General features: G+C 42.1%; 18 protein-coding genes. 8 read left to right on the forward strand and 10 right to left on the reverse strand.

The features are described 5' to 3' along the window. Positions 1–184: 184 nt before the first annotated feature. The 4 genes from HC179_RS03240 to HC179_RS03255 form a co-directional block, all read right to left on the reverse strand. Complete coding sequence (locus HC179_RS03240; protein ID WP_010197704.1) at positions 185–1,135, reverse strand: ABC transporter permease; 951 nt, start codon at positions 1,133–1,135, stop codon at positions 185–187. A gap of 3 nt (positions 1,136–1,138) precedes the next feature. Continuing rightward, positions 1,139–2,224 (reverse strand): ABC transporter permease, encoded by a 1,086-nt coding sequence (locus HC179_RS03245; RefSeq protein WP_168863034.1) that lies wholly within the window; start codon positions 2,222–2,224, stop codon positions 1,139–1,141. Beyond that, a complete protein-coding gene (locus HC179_RS03250) occupies positions 2,221–3,744 on the reverse strand; it encodes an ABC transporter ATP-binding protein (RefSeq protein ID WP_168863035.1) in 1,524 nt (507 codons plus the stop codon). Before HC179_RS03250 ends, HC179_RS03245 begins: the two co-directional genes overlap by 4 nt. A 369-nt stretch (positions 3,745–4,113) precedes the next feature. After that, positions 4,114–5,220, reverse strand: coding sequence for a BMP family lipoprotein (locus tag HC179_RS03255; protein WP_168863036.1), 1,107 nt, complete (start codon positions 5,218–5,220; stop codon positions 4,114–4,116). Positions 5,221–5,620: 400 nt separating this feature from the next. On the opposite strand from HC179_RS03255, the gene rluF reads away from it, so the two are divergent. From rluF to HC179_RS03280, 5 genes are all read left to right on the forward strand, one after another. After that, positions 5,621–6,328, forward strand: a complete 708-nt coding sequence (gene rluF, locus HC179_RS03260) for a 23S rRNA pseudouridine(2604) synthase RluF (RefSeq protein WP_148987084.1) — start codon at positions 5,621–5,623, stop codon at positions 6,326–6,328. 552 nt (positions 6,329–6,880) lie between these two features. Then, positions 6,881–7,726 carry an ABC transporter ATP-binding protein gene (locus HC179_RS03265; RefSeq protein ID WP_168863037.1) on the forward strand — a complete coding sequence of 282 codons (846 nt, stop codon included), beginning with the start codon at positions 6,881–6,883 and terminating at the stop codon, positions 7,724–7,726. Continuing rightward, positions 7,677–8,621 (forward strand): iron-hydroxamate ABC transporter substrate-binding protein, encoded by a 945-nt coding sequence (locus tag HC179_RS03270; protein ID WP_168863038.1) that lies wholly within the window; start codon positions 7,677–7,679, stop codon positions 8,619–8,621. Before HC179_RS03265 ends, HC179_RS03270 begins: the two co-directional genes overlap by 50 nt. A 187-nt stretch (positions 8,622–8,808) precedes the next feature. Next, complete coding sequence (locus tag HC179_RS03275; protein ID WP_168863039.1) at positions 8,809–9,822, forward strand: FecCD family ABC transporter permease; 1,014 nt, start codon at positions 8,809–8,811, stop codon at positions 9,820–9,822. After that, positions 9,819–10,823, forward strand: a complete 1,005-nt coding sequence (locus tag HC179_RS03280; RefSeq protein WP_168863040.1) for a FecCD family ABC transporter permease — start codon at positions 9,819–9,821, stop codon at positions 10,821–10,823. The genes HC179_RS03275 and HC179_RS03280 overlap by 4 nt, the downstream gene beginning before the upstream one ends. 443 nt (positions 10,824–11,266) lie before the next feature. Here the strand turns inward: HC179_RS03280 and HC179_RS03285 are convergent, their stop codons facing one another. The 6 genes from HC179_RS03285 to HC179_RS03310 all read right to left on the reverse strand — a co-directional run bounded on the left by HC179_RS03285 (position 11,267) and on the right by HC179_RS03310 (position 18,029). Beyond that, on the reverse strand, positions 11,267–11,944 hold the full coding sequence (locus tag HC179_RS03285) for an ABC transporter ATP-binding protein (RefSeq protein ID WP_168863041.1): 678 nt from the start codon (positions 11,942–11,944) through the stop codon (positions 11,267–11,269). Then, a complete protein-coding gene (locus tag HC179_RS03290; protein ID WP_168863042.1) occupies positions 11,944–13,584 on the reverse strand; it encodes an ABC transporter permease subunit in 1,641 nt (546 codons plus the stop codon). Before HC179_RS03290 ends, HC179_RS03285 begins: the two co-directional genes overlap by 1 nt. A gap of 142 nt (positions 13,585–13,726) precedes the next feature. Next, positions 13,727–14,800: a Fe(3+) ABC transporter substrate-binding protein gene (locus HC179_RS03295; RefSeq protein WP_346775109.1), complete on the reverse strand. Its 1,074-nt coding sequence runs from the start codon at positions 14,798–14,800 to the stop codon at positions 13,727–13,729. Between the two features lie 458 nt (positions 14,801–15,258). Beyond that, on the reverse strand, positions 15,259–16,656 hold the full coding sequence (locus tag HC179_RS03300; RefSeq protein ID WP_168863043.1) for an MBL fold metallo-hydrolase: 1,398 nt from the start codon (positions 16,654–16,656) through the stop codon (positions 15,259–15,261). Between the two features lie 229 nt (positions 16,657–16,885). Next, on the reverse strand, positions 16,886–17,083 hold the full coding sequence (locus HC179_RS03305; RefSeq protein ID WP_168863044.1) for a hypothetical protein: 198 nt from the start codon (positions 17,081–17,083) through the stop codon (positions 16,886–16,888). A 10-nt stretch (positions 17,084–17,093) separates the two neighbouring features. Further along, positions 17,094–18,029, reverse strand: coding sequence for a D-2-hydroxyacid dehydrogenase (locus HC179_RS03310; protein ID WP_168863045.1), 936 nt, complete (start codon positions 18,027–18,029; stop codon positions 17,094–17,096). Between the two features lie 188 nt (positions 18,030–18,217). Here HC179_RS03310 and HC179_RS03315 point away from each other — a divergent pair, with 188 nt between their 5' ends. The 3 genes from HC179_RS03315 to HC179_RS03325 all read left to right on the forward strand — a co-directional run bounded on the left by HC179_RS03315 (position 18,218) and on the right by HC179_RS03325 (position 21,986). Further along, positions 18,218–19,195 (forward strand): TAXI family TRAP transporter solute-binding subunit, encoded by a 978-nt coding sequence (locus tag HC179_RS03315; protein ID WP_168863046.1) that lies wholly within the window; start codon positions 18,218–18,220, stop codon positions 19,193–19,195. A gap of 261 nt (positions 19,196–19,456) precedes the next feature. Further along, on the forward strand, positions 19,457–19,984 hold the full coding sequence (locus tag HC179_RS03320) for a DUF1850 domain-containing protein (RefSeq protein WP_168863047.1): 528 nt from the start codon (positions 19,457–19,459) through the stop codon (positions 19,982–19,984). Further along, complete coding sequence (locus tag HC179_RS03325) at positions 19,977–21,986, forward strand: TRAP transporter permease (RefSeq protein ID WP_168863048.1); 2,010 nt, start codon at positions 19,977–19,979, stop codon at positions 21,984–21,986. The genes HC179_RS03320 and HC179_RS03325 overlap by 8 nt, the downstream gene beginning before the upstream one ends. Positions 21,987–22,023: the final 37 nt, after the last annotated feature.

Raw genomic sequence — 22,023 nt, forward strand, 5'->3', positions numbered from 1 at the left:
TTAGGAAATTAGTGAACTTTTGTAAATTCATATTTGAACATATGTTAAATTAATTATAAACCTGGAGAAAATTCTGTCAACACATTTTATTTCAAAAAGTCAGATATGTAAGCGTTTAATTGTGCTAATAACGACAAAAAACACGCCCCCAATAAAGAGAGCGCGTCTAAAGCTAATATTAACCTTATCGTTTTCCAGAATCAAATGGTTCTCCCACAGCTTTTGGAGCTTGAGAGGATTTAGAGAATACGATTAACGCAATTAACGTCACCACGTATGGAAATACCTTCAAAAATACTGGCGGAATGACAGCCAAAGAAGGGATTACCTGTGAAACGTTCGCAACCGTAGTGGCAAAACCGAAGAACAGAGTTGCCGCCAGGATCCCAAGTGGCTTCCACTGGCCGAAAATCAAGGACGCAAGTGCTAAGAATCCAAGACCTGCAACCGTTCCGTTGAATTCTCCACCAGTTGTTACGATGAAAACTGCTCCTCCTAAACCAGAGAAAGCTCCTGAAATCATTACCCCAATATAACGCATTTTACTTACGCTGATCCCAGCTGCTTCTGCTGCATGTGGATGCTCACCGCAAGAACGAAGACGAAGTCCAAAAGGTGTTTTATATAGCATGAATGCACTTACTAACAAAATGGCAAGAACAAGCCAAGTCGTTGCATAGGTTCTCGTGAAGAGCAAGCTGCCAATCACAGGAATATCTGATAAAAACGGAACATTAAAAGGTTTTAATGTGCTGATTTGAATGTTTCCGCTACCTGTAATATTTCTAGCCAAGAAGACGGTGATAGCTGCAGCAATCATATTGATGGCTGTACCACTGATAATCTGGTTGGCATGAAGATTGATACTTGCAAACGCATGAAGAAGGGAGAACAATAATCCCATCAAGGTAGCAAGTGCTAGCCCGATCCAGATTGCTTTTTGTTGGCCTGGCATCATTTCCTGCATGTTCAAAATGACAAGGGCTCCTGTGAATGCCCCGATGACCATTAATCCTTCTAAACCAATGTTAACAACTCCACTTCGCTCACTGAATAAAGCTCCCAACGCTGTGATCAAAAGAGGGATAGTGAAGATGATTGCGTACGGTGCTATCTGTTGAATCACTGTCCACATACCTTAAACCTCCTCCTTCTTTTGAACGTTGTTTTGAGTTGCTACTGGTTGTCTATTTTTCTTTTTATTAATAAAGTAGCGAATCATGCGATCGATCAGAATGCTTGTTGCAGCAAAATAGATGATGATAGCAATAATGGAATCTGCAATCTCAGGTGGAATATCTGTCATGGCATTCATAAATCCGCGACCGGAATATAAAAGACCGAAGAAAACAGCCGCAAGTAATACCCCAATACCCGTGTTTGCTCCAAGAAGTGCCACGGCAATCCCATCAAAACCTTGTGATGGCAGGATACCAATTTGGATACTTGTCGCATTTCCAGCATAGAATGCCACTCCCCCAAGACCAGCCAAACCACCGGCAATGACCATGGAAGTCACAATACTCCTGTTTACCGCAATTCCTGCATATTCCGCTGAATCACGGTTAAATCCTACTGCCTTCAACTCATAACCAAGTGTGGTTTTATTGATGATGAAGGAGAAGATGATTACTGCAATGGCAGCAATAAATAAACCAAGGTTAATATAAGACCCATCAAACATTTCTGTTAAAATTGGTGTACGTAAAGATGCAGACTCCGGTAGCTTTTTGGATTCTGTTTCCAAAAACTCGCCTTTAAAGTAGGCAGGAACCGCATAGTATACTGTCCAGTAGGCAATCCAGTTCATCATAATCGTAGAAACAACTTCATGTACGTTGAACTTTGCCTTTAATAGTCCTGGAATAAAAGCCCAAAGTGCCCCACCGATAAAACCGGCCACGACCATCGCTACTAATAAAAGCGGTCTGGACAAATCAAAAGTCAGCCCGACAGCAACGGCACAAAAACCACCAAAAAGCATTTGCCCTGCCGCTCCGATATTAAACAACCCTGTACGGAATGCAAAAGCAACTGATAAACCTGTGAAAATAAGTGGCGTCGCTGTTGCTAGTGTATTTCCCATTCTGGACAGGTTCTTCAATCCGCCTTCAAACAAATATTTGTATCCTTCCACAGGATTGTTTCCTGTGACTGCCATCAATATCGCACCTGCAATCAAACCGAAAAGGACAGCAAGTAACGAGATTATGCCATTTCTCATTCTTCTTCCCCCTTCATCACGCCTGCCATCATCAGACCAAGTTCGTTCTCGTTTGTTTCCTTTGCATTCACGATTCCAACTAGTTGGCCATTGTTCACAACGGCGATGCGATCTGAAACATTTAATACTTCATCTAATTCCAAGGACACAAGTAAAACAGCCTTCCCTTTATCACGCTGTTCCACTAGTCTTTTGTGGATATATTCAATAGAACCAACATCTAGTCCGCGAGTAGGCTGCACGGCAATTAGCAGTGTTGGGTCTAGTTCAATCTCGCGTCCAATAACCGCTTTTTGCTGGTTACCACCTGATAGGGATCTGGCAATGGACTTCCCGCCCTCACCTGAACGGACATCAAAGCTGTTGATAATGTTATCAGCATGCTTTTTAATCGCAGCAAAATTAAGCACGCCGCGTTTAGAATATGGCTCTTTATGATAAAGCTCGAGCACCATATTCTCCTCAATCGTATAATCCAAAACAAGTCCGTGCTTATGACGGTCTTCTGGAATATGGGCAATCCCGCTTGCGATTCTAGAACGCACCGGCATTTTAGTAATGTCTTTTCCTTCAAAAAGGATGGTCCCGGAGTCCGCTTGCTTTAAGCCAGTAATACTTTCCACAATTTCAGCCTGGCCGTTTCCGTCTACCCCTGCAATGCCAAGGATTTCACCTTTTTTAAGCTCTAAGGACATATTCTTAAGGGCAACAACGTCTTTCCCCTTCTTTACTGATACATTATCCATCTTCAACACAACGTCGCTTGGAGTCGCTTCTCTTTTCTCGACCTTGAAGTTGACTTCGCGTCCGACCATCATTTCCGCCATTTGTTCTTTTGACGTTTCCGCCACATTCACCGTGCCAATTGTCTTTCCTCTTCTGATAACCGTACACCTGTCTGCCATCGCTTTAATTTCTTTCAGTTTGTGCGTGATAATGATAATGGATTTACCTTCTGCGATAAGGTTCTTCATAATCTTACCTAGTTCCTCAATCTCCTGAGGGGTAAGAACCGCGGTAGGCTCGTCCAAAATTAATACGTCCGCTTGACGATAAAGCATTTTTAGAATTTCAACACGCTGTTGCATGCCGACAGAAATGTCTTCAATTTTGGCATGTGGATCCACATTCAAGCCATATTTTTTAGACAATTCTTCAATTCTTTTGCTGGCCGTTTTCTTATCAAGCACATACAATTTATGCAATTCAGAACCAAGCATGATGTTTTCTGTTACCGTAAAGTTACTGACCAGCTTGAAGTGTTGGTGGACCATCCCGATACCAAGTTTTGTCGCGACATTAGGATTGGCAATCTTCGTTTCCTTGCCATTAATTTTTATAGATCCTCTATCCGGTTGATACATACCGAACAAAATAGCCATCAGTGTTGATTTCCCGGCACCATTTTCTCCAAGAAGGGCGTGAATTTCCCCTTGCTTCAGACGAAGTGTAATATCATCATTGGCAACTATTCCAGTAAACTCTTTCCGGATATTGAGCATCTCCACTACATAGTCCATAGAGTGATTCTCCCTTTTTTGTTTTTGGTTTTTTCGCAAAGGTTGCCGTTTATAAGCTGTCCCGTTTCTTTTCGTTGCAGCCACTTGCTTTCCTCGGGGAGGGCCGAGAGCCTCCTCGGCTTTGCCTGCGGGGTCTCTCGTTTCCCTCTATCTCCCGCAGGAGTCAAGTGGCTTCCACTCCAATCCACTAATATCCAACACTCTATAAACTCCAACAAACTTTGCCAAAACAGTTTATTTATCCCAAGAGGACAGACAACTAACCTCTTACATTTGCATTAAAAAAGGCGGGTCACCCCGCCTTTACTTTATCAATCTGAATCTAGCAAACGAATTTGCTTTAGATAATTACGCCAGGTAGTGCACGTATTACTTGATCAAATCGCCTTGCTCAGCAGATACTTCCACTTCACCGGATTTGATTAGTTCAAAGATCTCATTAACTTTAGTAGATGTTTCATCACTTAAGTTTGGATTTTCTTCAGGAAGTCCTACGCCATCGTTTTTCGCATCGAATGTAAGTGTTTCTCCACCTGGGAACTCTCCATCGATTTCAGCTTTAATCATATCAGCAGCAGCTGTGTCAATTTTCTTCATTGCAGAAGTCAAGATTACAGATTCACCGTTGTCCATTTTACCTTCTTCGTATTGGTCAACGTCTACTCCTACCATCCATACTTCGTCTCCGCCTGCTACACGTGTTTTCGCTTCGTTGATTGCCCCAACGCCAACTCCACCCGCAGCTGCGAAGATTACATTTACGCCACGGTCAAACATTGCTCCAGCAATTTGCTGACCTGCAGCTACATCATCAAATGTACCTTGGTACACAACGTTTTCTTCTTTAATGCTTACATTTGTATCTAGGTTTTCATTAGCATACGCAATACCTTGTTGGAAGCCCCAGTTAAACTTTTGAACTGGAGGAATTTCCATACCACCGATGAAACCAGCTTCGCCTTCTTTTAACTCAAGAGCCGTAGCAACACCAGCTAAGAATCCAGCTTCGTGCTCAGCGAAGAAGATAGATACTGTGTTTTCACCTACAACAGGGTTGAAGTCACCATTATGTGGAGATCCATCGATCAGAACGAACTTTGCATCTTCATATTGACTTTGTGCTTGGAATACCGCTGTTTCAAATTTAAATCCAGGAGTAACAATAAATTTAAAGTCTGCATCATATAAGTTTGTGATTTCTTGCATGTAGTCAGCTTCTGTAGTACCAGCTGGCTTTAAGTATTTCTCTTTAATGCCGAAGTCTTCTTTAGCTTGAAGGATCCCAGTCCAAGTACCTTCATTAAAAGATTTGTCATCAATCGTTCCAGCATCCGTTACCATTCCGACCATTAAGTCAGAACCGCTGCCATCGCCAGAAGCAGAGTCAGAACCGCCATTATTGTCTGTACCGCAACCTACTAGAAAGATCATCGTAGTTAAAACAGTGACGATCGTTGCAATTAAACCCTTTTTCATGCCATAATTCCCCCAAAATTATAAATTTATAGTAAAGTGAAAACCCTTACTATACTAACTATATTCGTAAACTTCCAATATTTCAATATATGTTTTTCAAAGATGAACATATTTTCATGATTAAAAATACCTAGAAAAGAAAAATGTCGAAAATTTGCAGATAAATACTAGGTTTCTAGTATTTTGAATGGTAGAAATTACATAAAGGTATATAGGGGTCTGACCCGCTCCCCGTTAAAGCGTTAAAGCACCACTAAAAACCTCAAAGCTTCTACTAGTTCCGCCACCATTTGTAAGCGGTCCTTTGTTTATTGTATGATAGGGTACATATATAGAATTATTCCTCACTTCTTCCTATATAAGAGTGAGTTCATTTTTTCATATAAGGACGTGTAAGAGAATGAGAATAAATAAATTTATTAGTGACTCTGGTGTTGCTTCGAGACGCGGAGCAGATAAATTGATCGAAGAAGGTAGAGTCAAGATTAACGGGAAGGTAGCCAAGATTGGTGGTCAGGTAAACCCTGGAGATGAGGTATTGGTCAACGGACAACTTATCCGGATTGCTAGAGATAATGTTTATATCGCGTTGAACAAGCCAATTGGGATTACTAGCACCACTGAAAAGAAAGTAAAGGGAAATATCATTGACCTAGTGAACCATCCGTTACGTCTTTCCCATATCGGGCGTCTTGATAAGGAATCGGAAGGTTTGATTCTGCTAACAAACGACGGTGATATCATTAATGAAATTTTGCGCCCAGAAAACAAGCATGAAAAAGAATATATTGTTTCTGTCGATAAACCGATTACGCCGGATTTTGTAAAGCAGATGTCTGAAGGCGTTAAGATACTAGGTACTAAGACACTCCCATGTGAAGTGGAACAGTTATCAAAGTTTGATTTTAAGATTATTTTGACTCAAGGATTAAACCGTCAGATCCGTCGCATGTGTGCAGAGCTTGGGTATGAAGTTTTAAGACTGCAGCGCACACGAATCATGAATATTGAGCTTGGAAATCTGCCGATGGGACAGTGGCGCGACCTTAGCAAAAAGGAAAAGCGCCAGTTGTTTGCTGAATTGAATTATGAGCCTAAGGAATGGTAAAGAAGATGCTTGTCTAGCGTAGGAAAGGAATTCATTCCTTTCCTATTTCTATGCATCTTCAAGCCTCCCGTCCCAGACAATTTGAATAGAACCTCATACCAGTCAAACCTTTGGACTGATTACTGTTTTCCGCAGAAAGATCATTAAGAACCCCTGCCACTTCTAATCTTGCAATGTTGAACCTTTCAGATACCCTCAAGAAAAAATCCCAATCCCAATAATTTTTCATATATAGGTCAAACTTACCGATTTGATCATGAAGAAAGCTTGTATAAAGGAAGCCGGATGGGACAAACGTCGAAAACTCTCACATCGCAGTCAAATCTAGCTCATAGGCAAACAGATGCCTGGTTTTTGCCTCCCCAACGCGATTCCGCCTTACATACTGAACAACCTCTAACTCTTTACTTTTAAAATGGGAATTACATCTAATTGATTTTGTTTCTCAATTAGTCGTTGACATACTACTCTTATAGTCTTATAGTAATACTTGTAACGAAACTGATAATCATTATCAATAATGTAAACTGACTATAAACTGGGGGTTACATAATGGTTCGCCTATATACAAAGGAACTGAACATTGGCTATGGTGAACGCTTAATCATAAAAGATCTATCCATAGAAATACCTGATAAACAGATCACGACGATTATTGGTTCTAACGGTTGTGGAAAATCAACGCTACTAAAAGCTATCACCAGAATTATCTCCCACCAATCTGGAGCTATCCTGCTAGATGGACAAGAGATTGCCAGAGAAAACACCAAATCATTGGCGAAAAAAATGGCCATATTGCCTCAGACACCTGAAAGTGTAAGCGGATTAACCGTTGGCGAACTGGTTTCTTACGGCCGTTTCCCTTATCAAAAGGGATTTGAAAGATTAGCCAAAAAGGATTATGAAGTCATAGACTGGGCACTAGAGGTAACAGGAACAACCGAGTTTAAATACCGACCAGTTGATGCTCTATCTGGTGGTCAACGACAACGCGTCTGGATTGCCATGGCCCTTGCACAGGAAACGGAAATCATTTTCCTAGATGAGCCTACCACCTATCTAGACATGGCACACCAACTGGAAGTGCTCGAACTGTTGCAACGCCTCAATCGTGAGCAAGAAAGAACCATTATCATGGTCCTGCACGATTTGAACCAGGCTGCAAGATTCGCTGATTACCTGATTGCCTTAAAAGACGGCAACATCATCAAGTCTGGTGATTGCGAAGAAGTAATTACATCGGAAGTTTTAAAAAGCGTCTTTCATATCGATGCTGAGATTGGGAGAGATCCAAGAACAAATAAGCCCATGTGCTTAACTTATAACTTACTTAAAGGAGACAACCAAGATGAAAAAATTAATGATTCCATTCGTATTCCTGCTATTGCTGGTCATTAGTGCCTGCGGAAACACCAATAATAATGCTAGTAGTAATAATAGTAATGATAGTTCCAATGAAGGAAATGCTTCCTCATCTGAAACGATTACTTATGAAGCAGAAACAGGACCAATTGAAGTACCTGCAGATTCACAAAGAGTCGTAGTATTGAACTCTTTTGTAGCTGGAAATGTCATGGCACTTGGAACAAATATTGTTGGGACAGATTCTTGGGCAATGGCAAATCCGCGTTATGAAGAATATTTGAAAAATGCAGTCGAAGTGACCGATCAAGATTTAGAAAAGATAATCGAGTTAGATCCAGACCTAATTATTGCAGCCTCCAACACAAACAATCTGGAGCAGTTAGGCGAAATTGCACCAACTGTCGCGTATACTTACGGGAAAGTGGACTATCTTACACAGCACGTGGAAGTTGGAAAGCTTTTGAACAAAGAAGAAGAAGCTCAAAATTGGGTGGATGACTTCAAGACGCGCGCGCAAGAAGCAGGAGAAGAGATCCGCGCTAAAATCGGTGAGGACGCAACTGTATCCGTTATCGAGAACTTTGATAAAGAACTTTACGTTTTCGGCGATAACTGGGGACGAGGAACAGAGATTCTTTATCAAGAAATGAAGTTAAAAATGCCGGAAAGAGTGAAGGAAGAAGCATTAGAAGCTGGATATTATACACTTTCTTTTGAAGTACTACCTGAGTTTGCTGGTGATTATGTAGTATTCAGTAAGAATTCTGATGGAGATACTTCTTTCCAGGAAACAGACACGTATAAAAATATTCCTGCTGTGAAGAATGGTCAGGTTTTTGAAGCGGATGCCAAAGAATTCTATTTTAACGACCCGATTTCCCTTGATTTTCAGTTGGAATTCTTTAAGGATAGCTTTTTAGGAAACTAAGACCTTTTTGGAGGGATACTTCTTTTAATAGAAGGTCCCTCTTATTCTATCCATTGTTTTTGCTTGAACCAGAGTTGATCTCCTCCAGGCGCTTCGCTTTCCGCGGGAGTCTGCGCGCCTTGCACTGCGATCAACAATTTTATACATAATATTAAACTCCCATTCTAATATAGAAAAGATGAGGCACATGAAGATTGCGTTGGAACGGAGCATTCCTTTTACAATAAAATTTATTGGGGCGGTCATCGTCTTGGGGGCGGTATTTTTTGCTGCTATGGTTTTTGGGGCAGCTGATACCACACTTCGCGATGTTTGGCTGGCTTTAACTTCGCCAGGAACGAGTGGGGATAAGATCTTAATTATCCGCGAGATACGCCTGCCACGGGAAGTAGCTGCAATTTTTGTAGGAGCTGGTTTATCGGTTGCTGGTGCCATTATGCAAGGGATGACAAGGAACCCCCTTGCAGACCCAGGCCTTCTGGGTTTGACGGCTGGAGCGAACGCGGCACTCGCAATTACGCTGGCATTTTTACCTTCTATTAACTATTATGGCATAACCATTGCTTGTTTTATTGGAGCCGCATTAGGGGCTATTATGGTGTTTGGTTTAGGCGCCGTGAAAAAGGGCGGATTTTCTCCCCTCCGCATCGTGCTTGCAGGTGCTGCTGTTTCCGCTTTTCTTTTCGCCATAGCGGAAGGGGTCGCGCTGACCTTTAAATTGTCACGCGATGTCTCTATGTGGACTGCCGGGGGAATTATCGGGACCACATGGGGCCAATTACAGTTGATTATTCCATTGATTACTGTTGGCTTGCTTGTATCTCTTTACCTATCCAGACAACTGACCATTCTTAGTCTCAGCGAGGAAGTTGCGGTCGGGTTGGGGCAAAAAATTGCATCGGTAAAAGCAGTATTGTTTGTTGTGATTATTTTATTAACTGGTGCTTCTGTGGCACTTGTTGGAAATATGGCCTTTATTGGATTAATGGTCCCTCATATTGTCCGCTCCATCGTGGGAACGGATTACCGTTTTATCTTGCCGATGTCCGCGCTAGTTGGAGCTACTTTCATGCTTTTTGCAGATACACTGGGACGCACCATAAACGCTCCTTTTGAAACGCCTGTCGCAGCAATCGTAGCAATGGTCGGTCTTCCCTTCTTCCTTGTTATTGTGCGTAAGGGAGGGAAAGCATTCTCATGATCCATCCGTCTATTTTAAAAAAGCAACGTATTATTGTGGGGGTTTTGGCTTTACTTATTGTGACTACCATTGTTGTTGGTATCGGAATTGGACCAGCATCATTGTCGTTCGACCGATTAATACCAACCATACTAGGTCAAGGAAGCTTTAAAGAGGAGTTTGTTTTGTTTTCCATCAGGCTTCCACGTATTCTCATCACGATCCTTGCGGGCATGGCGCTTGCATTATCAGGTTCGATTCTTCAAGGGATCACCCGTAACGACTTGGCGGACCCAGGAATTATTGGAATAAATGCGGGGGCCGGTGTGGCTATCTCTGTTTTCTTCTTGTATGTTCCGATTAACGTTGGTTCTTTCGTCTATATGTTACCGGCGGTTGCATTTTTTGGGGCGCTTATCACGGCTATGTTGATTTATTTGTTCTCTTATCAGCGAAATGGCGGGCTGCAGCCTGTTCGTCTGGTGTTGGTCGGAGTAGGGTTTTCCATGGCACTCTCCGGTATGATGATCATCTTAATTTCCTCTGCTGAGCGTGTAAAAGTTGATTTCATCGCCAAGTGGCTGGCAGGTAACATTTGGGGGACAGATTGGCCATTTATACTGGCTTTGTTGCCTTGGTTACTTGTGTTGGTTCCTTTTACGTTGTATAAAGCCAACCGTTTGAATTTGCTTGGCATGAGTGAGTCCGTGGCAATCGGGGTTGGGGTATCTATTGAGAAAGAACGTATAATTTTGTTGTTGACTGCTGTAGCATTGGCCGCTTCTGCGGTTTCGGTGACCGGTGGTATTGCTTTTGTTGGTTTAATGGCCCCTCATATGGCGAAATCGTTGGTGGGACCTAGAAACCAATTGTTCCTGCCTGTGGCAGTCTTAATTGGCGGCTGGCTGTTGTTGTTTGCGGACACAGTGGGACGAAACCTGATTGATAGCGGAATTCCAGCAGGTATCATGGTCGCGTTGATTGGGGCACCTTACTTTATGTTTTTGTTGTTGAAGAAGTGAGGTTTGGAATATAAAAGGGGGGCTCTGTTACCGTTTTTGCTTTCGCGGAGGCACTTTGGACGTTGAGACGGTCTCTCTGTTACCGTTTGTGCTTTGGCCGAGCTGTTTTGGGACTTGAGAGGGTCTCTCTGTTACCGTTTTTGCTTTGGCCGAGCTGCTTCGGGCCTTGAGACGCCTTCTCTGTTACCGTTTGTGCCTTGGCCGAGCTGTTTCGGGCCTTGAGACGCCTTCTCTGTTACCGTTTGTGCCTTGGACGAGCTGCTTCGGGTCTTGAGACGCCTTCTCTGTTACCGTTCAAGCTTCCCCGGAGCTGCTTCGGGCCTTGAGACGCCTTCTCTGTTACCGTTCAAGCTTCCGCAAAGTCATTTCGGGCCTTGAGACGAAAAAAGGGGTCTGACCTTCAGTGCTTTAAAGCACTGAGGGTCAGACCCCTCTTCACCCCTTTAACTCATTACCAAGTCACACGCTCTATTCACAAGTTGCCCCTCATCAATGTATAGTATCCGGTCGGCAATGGCTTTGGCGTCTGCAAAGTCGTGGGTGACGAAAATCGAGGTGATGCCTGTTTTCTTTAAGATCTCTTTTAACTCGTCGCGAATCTTCTCCTGAAGGTGCGCATCCAGGTTACTAAACGGCTCATCCAACAACAATAGAGATGGTGCCGGTGCCAAAGCTCGAGCCAAGGCTACACGCTGCTGCTGTCCTCCACTAAGCTCATACGGATAACGGTTCCCATATTCAGACAAGTTGATCAAGCTAAGCATTTCTTCTAGTCGCTCCTGCTTTTGCTTCCGGTTCATTTTCCGCAATCCGTACTTAATATTTTGGGCCACTGTCATATGCGGAAACAACGCGTAGTCCTGGAATACGACCCCAATACCACGTTTTTCCGGGACAATGAAGTTTCTTGGATCGAACATTACTTCTCCATTTATTTTCATGCTTCCTGAGGTTGGATTTTCAAGCCCCGCAATGATGCGTAGCAACGTACTTTTCCCACTTCCACTTTTTCCAAGAATAGATATAATCTCTCCACGGTCAATATCCACCTGAATATGATCAAGTGTATTCTTTTTTGTATTTTTATATTGGAACTGCAAGTCTCTGATCTGGATAAACATTAGTTTGCCTCCTTATCAAGTACACGGTGAAAAATGAAGATACATAATGCACTTATGAAGATGATCATCAGGGAAGCAATGGAAGCTTCCTGCACGCGTTCATCATTTGCATATTTGAAAGCTTGTGTCGCAAGCGTTGAAAAGTTAAAAGGCTGCAAGAACAAGGTTAACGGTAATTCTTTTAAAATATCCACAAATACTAGGATGAAGCCACTTGCGATGGCACCACGTAACAGCGGAAGGTCCACCAAAAAGAACGTCCTTAAAGTTGACGCACCAAGCATCCTCGAAGTTTCCGAATACCTGTTACCCACTTTTTCAAACCCGGCTTCAATATTATTAAACCCAATTGCAAGGAATCGTATCACATAAGCAAAAATCAACATGATCAAAGTCGTTCGCAGTACAAACTCAGGTTTTAAGTTAAACTGCGCAAGGAACGTCACAATATACTGATCTAATGAAATAAATATCGTAATGACCGCAATTGCGATGGCAGCTCCAGGAATGGAGTATCCTAGTGTTGTCACCCTAGAGATAAACTTAGTCAACAGACCTGATTGCAACCTTGTGTAGTTGGAAATTATCAGTGCCACCAAAATAATAATAAGAGCAGCAATCGATGCTACAAACACTGAGTTTTTTGCAAGTATAATGAATTCTGCGTTAAATACTTTTTCATAGGTCATGAACGCCCAGCTCAACAGCTGTAGCAAAGGTATGATAAATGCAATGGTAAACACTCCGAAACAATAAGCGAATACCCCCCATGCTTTTGCTCCTGTAAGCTTCTTCGGCTGAATGGGACGAACTTTTGAGGAAGGATCAAAGAATTTCTTTCTTCCCCTCACCACTCTCTCAAACATTAGAACAACCATTACCAACACCATCAGAGTTCCTGCCAACTTCAAAGCGGAATCTAGGTCCATCATTCCATACCAAGTACGGAAAATGGCCGTACTGACTGTCTGGATGCCAAAATAACTTGTAACTCCATAATCATTTAGCACTTCTAAAATAACTAGAGTCACACTTCCTACAATTGCCGCTCTTGAAATCGGCAAGGCTACACGGAAGAATGTATCCACATCATTTCCGCCTAGCAATCTCGCATTCTCGAGTACCGACGCTGATAGGTTCTGAAAAAAGCTTCTCGTTATCGCATAAACGTAAGGAAACAGGGTGACCGTGAAAATGAAGATAGCCCCTTGCATACTCATGATATCGAAGTAAGCCTGTTTCACCTGTATATCAAACGAGTTTCGCAAGGTGGTTTGTACGACACCTGTATAGTTTAGGATACCGTGAAATGTATAAGCAGCAATGTATGGCGGTATGGCCAATGGAAGAATCAATGCCCATTTTAAAAAGTTTCGCATTGGGAACTGGTAAATGGTAATCAACCATGCAAGGCTTGTGCCAATTAACATCGTTGCCAGTGCAGTAAAAACTATAATGACCGCGGAATTTTGCAGATAATCTTTTAATAAGTATTCTCGTATATGATGCCAGTTGTCGTTTCCTTCTGTAAAAAATTCAACGGCTATGAGTAAATTTGGTATTAATATAATCGCTATAAAAAGAAGACTTGCAAGCGCCCATCCTTTATGATGTACCCTTGACCAATGAAACCGATTCACAGATGACACATCCTTCGTTGCCTCTTTGTTTCTCCATTCTAAATTATAACGAAAATCATTCTCAAATGGAACAAAAGATTCCAAATAAATAGAACCGAAGCACTATCTTGTATGCTTCGGTTCAAGGTTTGTTCATATTTATTTATTTCCAACCAACTTCATTAAAGATGCGAATCGCCTCTTGTTGGTTTTCACCTAACTTAGAAAGGTTGATATCTTGCTCTTTAAATTCACCCCAAGATTTTAATAGCTCAGAAGGTTCTACTTTCTCATTTACAGGGTATTCAGAGTTAGCTTCCGCAAATTGACCTTGTGCTTCTTCGCTACTTAAAAATTCGATGAATTTAATCGCATTTTCTTTATTTTTTGCATGCTTTGTCACGCCCGCACCACTAATGTTGATGTGTGCACCAGTTGTTTCTTGGTTAGGGAAGAATACGCCAACACTTTCTGCAACTTTTTTCTCTTCTTCATCTGTTCCATTTAACATAACACCAAGATAGTATGTGTTCATGATCGCAACATCCGCTTCTCCTGCTGCAACAGCCTTCGCTTGATCGCGGTCTCCCCCTTCAGGGTCACGAGCCATGTTATCTGTAATTCCTTGCGCCCAAGCTTTTGCTTGATCTTTACCCATGATGTCAATGAATGATGCTAAAAGAGACATGTTGTACATATTCTCAGAAGTTCTGATAACTACACGATCTTTCCATTCCGGTTCAGCCAAAGCCTCATATGTGGAAAGTTCTTCTGGGCTTACACGCTCTTTAGCATATACGATAACACGCGCACGCTTTGTTAAGCCAAACCATTGATTGTCAACATCACGTAATTTTTCTGGGATATTTTCAGCAAGTACATCACTTTCAACCGCTTGAAGTAATTCAGCTTCTTTTGCCTGATGTAGGTTACCGGCATCTGAAGTAATAAATACATCTGCTTCTGTAGCTTCCCCTTCAATATTTAAGCGCTCCATTAGCTCGTCGCCTTTACCCTCTACCACGTTCACTTTAATGCCAGTTTCTTCTTCGAACTTTTTGTAAAGCTCTTGGTCCGCTTCGTAGTGACGGCTAGTATATAGGTTTACAACTTCTCCTTGCTCGTTCGTTGCTTCTCCGTTGTTCTCTGCTCCGTTGTTATTGGTGCTGCTCACACAGCCTGTTAAAGCTAACATTAAAGCTAGCATCATACTTAAAATGACAGTAAACTTTTTCACTATGTACACTCCCTATGTATGTAGTCTCATTAGAAATGATAATCACTCTCATTACCTATTGTAATGATAATCATTTTCAAGTCAATACTATTTTGAACATTTTCTCAGGATTTATTTATGTTCCACGTGAAACGCGAGAAGGAGGCTGGGACAAAACTAAAAAATTCTAATAAAAGACGAACAATATAAGTAACATAGGTTCGGCTCTAAATACCGCTGTTGATTTCCACAAATGGCTCCGCTTTCCTAGGGGCGGTGCTTGAGCCTCCTCGCTCCGCTGCGGGGTCTCAAGCTACCGCTATCTCCCTCAGGAGTCTTCGCCTTTTGTTCCAATCAACAGCTGGTGCAACAAAAAAACTAAATGTATCTTTTAAACGAAAACAGACCCGAACTAATTTGAGATTTCAAATTAGTTCGGGTTTCATTTAAACTAAAACACTTTTGTCCCAGCCATCTCCTTATTTAATATCCTTTTGCCACCTTGCATATCCTCCAAGCATATTACGGACATCCTTTACCCCTTTTGCCTGCAACAAACTAATTGCAATTGCAGATCTGACACCGGAACCACACTGGATAATAAGTGGCCGATCCGTTGGTACCTCCTCCAATCGATCCAGTAAAGTACCTAGCATCATATGTTTTGCTCCTTCAATATGCCCGCTCTTCCACTCTGAATCATGCCTTACATCAATGACTTGCGCACCTTCAGCCAGCAATTCCTTCGCCTCTTTCGGTGTAATATCGTGATAGGACTCAAGAGCAGATGTCATTCGAATGGCAAGATCCACATCCATATAACAGTGGAGATTATCAATTCCTATGGATTGAAGCGCTCTCTGTATTTCCTCAAGCTTAGAAGGATCCGTTAACAAATACAGGGGTTGTTCATAGTTGATGATCCAACCAGCCCAATTAGTAAAAGCCTGATTGAAAGGGATATTGATTGTTCCTTCTATATGTTCTTTTGAAAAAAGGGCCGCTTCCCGCGTATCAATAACCTGTGCCCCTTCTATTATTTTCTTAGATAAAGCATTTATGTCATCCAACCGTTCTGGTTTACGTAGATCTAACGTGAAGTTCGGCCCAATTTTATTCACTCGTTTCATAATGCCAAAATACTTCGGTGGTTCCGGCTGGCCTTCCAACAACTCTGACGCAAAGCTCTCAAAATCATCATGTTGAAATGCCCAATTCACCCTTTTTTCATAGCCGACAGTGGAAGAAGGAATGGCCCCTAATGATTTTCCACATGCACTTCCCGCCCCATGTCCTGGCCACACTTGCACATAATCTGGGAGATTCTTAAAATTAGTTAAAGAGGCATACATGTCTTTTGCCCCCTTATCAGCTGTGCCTTCCTTATGTGCGGACTTTTCTAAAAGATCTGGTCTGCCCACATCACCAACAAATACGAAATCACCTGTAAAGATACCCATTGGATGTTCTGTTTTCGCTCCACCATCTGTTACTAAAAAAGAAAGGCTTTCTGGTGTATGACCTGGCGTATGCAACACCTGAAACACAATATTTCCAAGCTTTATTTCATCCCCATCCTTCACTAATTCATGGGGAAGTTCACCTATATTTTCATATTTCCAATCCTTATCGCCTTCATTTGAAAGATACATTTTCGCCCCCAAGCGTTTTGCTAGTTCCCTCGAACCCGCTACAAAATCAGCATGAATATGGGTTTCCAATGCGCCGACAATACGAAGCCCTTCTTTTGTTGCAGCCTCTATGTAAGGTAAGATATTCCTTGCCGGATCAATGATGAATGCTTCTTTGGAAGCCTGGCAACCGACCATGTAGGAAGCCTGCGCCAAACGTTCGTCATAAAAATACTTTAGTAACATGCTTACTCCTCCAATTTATCCGTTTTGCTTTTTATTCCCTTTTAAGGTTCTCCCTAACCAGGTAAATTATTTTGTTGAAACTATCTTTATACCTGTTTCGTATAAAAAAGTAGGAGCGTGAAAAAGAATGAATTTGACCATCAAAGAACCGAGCGAGAAAATATCAAATCAAGCTATACAAGTCTGGGGTATATTCAACACAATCGGACACGGTGTCGTCCTCATCGTTTTAGGAATCCTCCTTTACTGCAGCGAGCACTTCCATTGGACCTGACTTCAGGTGGGCCTTGCTTTTTCTATAGTTTTTTTGTTTCCTATAAAATCTTGACCAGCTACTGAATAAGCTTTTTGAGGATAGCTCTTGGTCTTGCTTTTGGTCTTGAAAAGCTCCCATGCTTACCGTTCCAACACTTAATAGCTTAAACAATGCTCTCCCCTCAATACCCCCTACCAACATCTACCCTATTCCGCAACTCACGCCCGCTCTCCACAGCCTCCAACGTTTCTAAAAAACATGCCACTCCTTCTTCAGGAGTCGTGATCGCGGAAATATGCGGGGTGACCGTCACACCTGGCTGGCTCCATAATGGACTGCCAACAGGTAACGGCTCTTCTTCAAAAACATCCAGGACGGCCGCTTTAAGACTACCGCTAACCAGTGCTTTTAACAAAGCATCATGATCCACAGTCCCTCCCCTTCCCACATTAACAAACACAGCTTGGTTTACCTGAGCAAAAAAGCGTTCATCAAACAAATGCTCCGTCTCCATCGTCAACGGCAATGTATTTATGATAAAATCTGCCTTCTTTAAACTAACTTCCTCCAATGACATCACCCTGCAAAAATGATCCTTGTCCATCCCACTGCGGGAAACACCTTCTACTTGCACACCAAAAAACGCTAGAATCCTAGCCAATTCCTGACCGATCTCTCCTGTTCCAAAAACGACTACCTTCATCTCATCTAAGGCACGCGGAGCAACCATCTTCCAATCCCCACGCACTTGCTGATTACGAAAAGTATCATGATGTTGCAGGTCCTTTAACATATAACTAAGCGTGTACTCACCAATTTTCTTCCCAAAAGATGAAATGGTTCTTGTTAATATGACCTCATCTGGCCACGTATCGCCAATTGCCATGTAACGATCGACACCGGCACCCAGTGAGTGAACCCACTTTATATTCCCAAAATGAAAGTTCGACACTGGATGAAATGCCACATAAGCATCCGCCCAATCTAAATCCTCGAACGAAACTTCTTCCTCCGTTAAAAAACGAAAATTCCTCCCTTGCAACCTATCCTCAACATCCAATAATCTCTCTAACTCTTTTACCAACCTACCTGTAAAAAGAATATTAGTTATTTTCATAAATGAACGCTCCCCGCTAATCTGTATATACACGATTCTATCATGATAGAGTACAAGTGTAGTAGCACACGCGACCTAATAAATACGTGATTATAACAGTAAACCACCTAAATACTGGGTTAATATTTGATAAATGGCTGTAATGTCTGTAAAATAGAGTTGTTAAAATAATTTTTAGGGGGAGTTCGATGAAAAAGAATAGTTTTCTAGTCTTATCTATGGTCTTAGTACTATCTTTATTTCTAGCTGCATGTGGCGGGGATAATGGATCTAGTGGTGAAGGCAGTTCTGAAGATCCTAAATTAATGAGCATGCTGACAGGTGGAACGAGTGGTACATACTATCCGCTTGGTGGCGCAATGGCAAAAGTAATTACTGATGAAACTGGAATCCAAACAGACGCTGTTTCTTCCAATGCTTCTGCTGATAATGTAGTCGCTCTTTCTGAGGGAGAAGCAGAGCTTGCTTTCGTACAGACAGACGTTATGGCTAACGCAGTAGAAGGTACGAATGCATTTGAAGGGAAAGCGGTTGACAATGTATTGGCAATCGGATCTCTTTATCCAGAAACGGTTCAAATTGTTACCCTTGCTGATTCTGGTATCTCTAGCGTAGAAGATTTAAAAGGCAAAAAAGTTTCTGTTGGTGCTCCTGGTTCTGGTACTTATGTGAATGCTGAGCAAATCCTTGAGATTCATGGCATGACAATGGATGATATTGATGCTCAAAACTTAGACTTTGGTGAGTCTACTGGTGGAATTCAAGATGGTAACATCGATGCAGCTTTCATCACTTCTGGTACTCCTACAGGTGCGGTTGACGGTTTATCCGCTACAAACCCTGTAAGCATTGTGCCAATTGCACAAGAAAAAGTAGATGAGTTGGTAGAAAAATATCCTTACTATGCTGCAAATACAATTCCAGCTGGAACATACGGCATGGAAAATGAAGTAAATACAGTAGCGGTTCTTGCTATGTTAGCAGTATCCAAAGATCTTTCTGAAGACCTAGTTTACAAAATCACAAAAGCAATCTATGAAAATACAGATGCAATCTCCCACGCTAAGGGTGAATTCATCACACTTGAAACAGCAACAGACGGAATCGGTATCGACTTCCATCCTGGTGCTGAAAAGTATTTTAAAGAAGAAGGTCTATTAGACTGATAATTTAAAAGTTAGAGGTACCTAGCTGTTGATTGGAGCATGGGACGAAGACTCCAACGGGAGGTAGCGCTTAGAGGAGACCCCGCTTGCAAAGCCGAGGAGGCTCCGCAAGCGCCCCGAGGAAAGCGAAGCCCGATGCGCAAATCAACAGCGGCGTTTAAGGAATCCTAAACTGGACCAAATTGGCCGACACTTAATTTTCATTATGCTGTCGGTCCTTCTTTTTTTATTTCAAAGCTTTTAAAAGCTAGGTGGGTTACCATGAAAAAGAAAGTGATTGCCATTATATTATCCTCTACAACCGTATTACTCTTATTGGGGCTTTTTTTGCTCCCCTTTCGAACCGCGCTAGTTTTCCATGTACAAAACACCGAACAAATACAAGCATTCCTTCCCATCGATGAAGAGGACACATTCCAAATCATCTTTACCCACTCCATCCATTTGACTGATGTGGTGGAAAAGTATAGAGTGCGAGATGATCACCACATCGTCCAAACAGAAATCATTTACGAAGAATTCGGGATAGGCATGCCATCGAATGCGGAAGAGGGAGAAGAATTTGTATATGAAAATGGAAAATATCATATAAAAGATTTAAACAACGTATTCTCCTCCATGAATGTCCGAAACGGAAAAACCGTTTCCAAGAACCGCCTTGCCTGGGGCGTGAATGGAGAAAAGATGGTATGGTTTAACGAATACTTTACTCCAGGAGACTGGTATAATGTAAGAGTTAAAGAGTTGACATTATGGCAGTATATGAAAGGAATGAAAATACATGAGTGATAGAAACGACCGACAGGAATTAACGGCTGAAGAACAAGAAAAATTGCTAGAAAAATACGATCCGGATGCCCAAACAAGAAATCTCTCCGGTTACGCAGCAAAAGTTGTCTTCTTTATGTTGATTGCCTTTTCCCTTTTTCAACTATACACTGGAATATTTGGTCAGCTTACGGCATACCTTCAACGTACTGTTCACTTAGGTTTTGCTTTGACGTTAATATTCTTGCTTTTCCCTGCTAGAAAAGGTGGAAATAAAACGAAAATAGCTTGGTATGATTACATTTTAGTGGGATTGACCGTTGTTGTATGTGGGTATTGGCCTGTTTACTATGACACGTTAGTGCAACAGATTGGAAGCATCACCTCCGCACAGGCTGTTATAGGTGGCTTGGCCATCCTCTTAGTTATCGAAGCAACAAGGCGTGCTATCGGACTTCCGATTACTATTATCGCCGTTGTGTTTATGGTTTACGCCCTTTTCGGTCCTTACATGCCGGGAATGCTAATTCATAGAGGACTTAGTCTTGAACAATTGATTCAATCTATGTTCTTTACAACAGACGGAATCCTTGGTACACCACTACAGGTATCATCCACCTATATTTTCTTATTCTTATTATTTGGTGCATTCTTGGTTCAAACTGGTGTCGGGAACTATTTCAATGATTTGGCGATTTCATTAGCGGGCAGACGTACAGGTGGTCCTGCAAAAGTTGCAATTTTCTCTAGTGCTTTACAAGGTACCATTTCCGGAAGTTCGGTTGCTAACACCGTTACAACTGGGTCTTACACGATTCCTTTGATGAAACGACTAGGGTATCACCGTAACTTTGCTGGAGCGGTAGAAGCAGCGTCCTCCACAGGTGGGCAAATCATGCCACCAATTATGGGTGCAGCAGCCTTCTTGATGATTGAATTTGCAGGCGTGCCTTATTGGGAGATAGCAAAAGCCGCAACAATTCCTGCAATTCTTTACTTCTCCGGTATTTGGATCATGACCCACTTAGAAGCAAAAAAACAAGGGTTACTTGGATTGCCGAAAGAAGAAATACCGAAGAAAATGGAAGTATTGAAAAAGATTCATCTTTTACTGCCGATCATCGTCATTGTTGTACTATTGTTCCAAGGTTTCAGTATCGAGAGAACGGCTTTATTAGGTATTTTAAGTACGATTATTGTAAGCTTATTCAGAAAAGATACTAGAATTACGCCAGCTAAATTTATGCTTGCTCTAACCAGCGGAGCACGCACCGCCCTTGGTGTCGCTGCTGCAACGGCATGTGCCGGTATAATCGTTGGGGTTGTAACGAAAACTGGTCTTGGACTTAAGCTTGGAAACAGTCTTGTAAGTATGGCTGCTGCCATTACGTCCACACCAACCTTACTATTATTACTAACTCTATTCTTCACGATGATCGCATCTATCATCTTGGGAATGGGTTCACCAACGACTGCAAACTATATCATTACGTCTACGATTGCACTTCCTGCCATTTTAGCACTTAACGACCAATTGGAAGTTGCAATACCAGTTCTTGCAGCGCACATGTTTGTGTTCTACTTTGGTATTGTTGCAGATATCACTCCACCTGTTGCCCTTGCCGCATTTGCTGCTACAGGTATTTCTAAAGGGGAGCCGATCCGTACAGGTATTAATGCATCTAAGCTTGCAATCGCTGCGTTCATCATTCCATACATGTTTGTGTTCCAGCCACAGTTATTGATGATTGATACAACGATTCCTGAGGTTTCTTGGATACTCGTCACGTCCATCATTGGAATGATCTCTATCGGAGCCGGGCTTATCGGATTCTGGTATAGAAAACTTCACTGGATTGAGCGAATTCTTACCGTCTCTACTGGATTGTTATTGATCTACCCTGAAGCCAATACAGATATCTTCGGATTCATTGCTTTTGGTATCATGCTTGCACTGCAGATTTTCTGGAAGCGTGGTAATACTGGAAAAGGTGTGGGGAAAGCTGTGGGAGATGCAAACTAAGCGTTCTTAAAATAAAGACTAAGCCTGCCTCCAATCG

Source organism: Bacillus sp. RO1 (assembly GCF_012524115.1).
Lineage (GTDB): Bacteria > Bacillota > Bacilli > Bacillales > Bacillaceae_I > Sutcliffiella_A.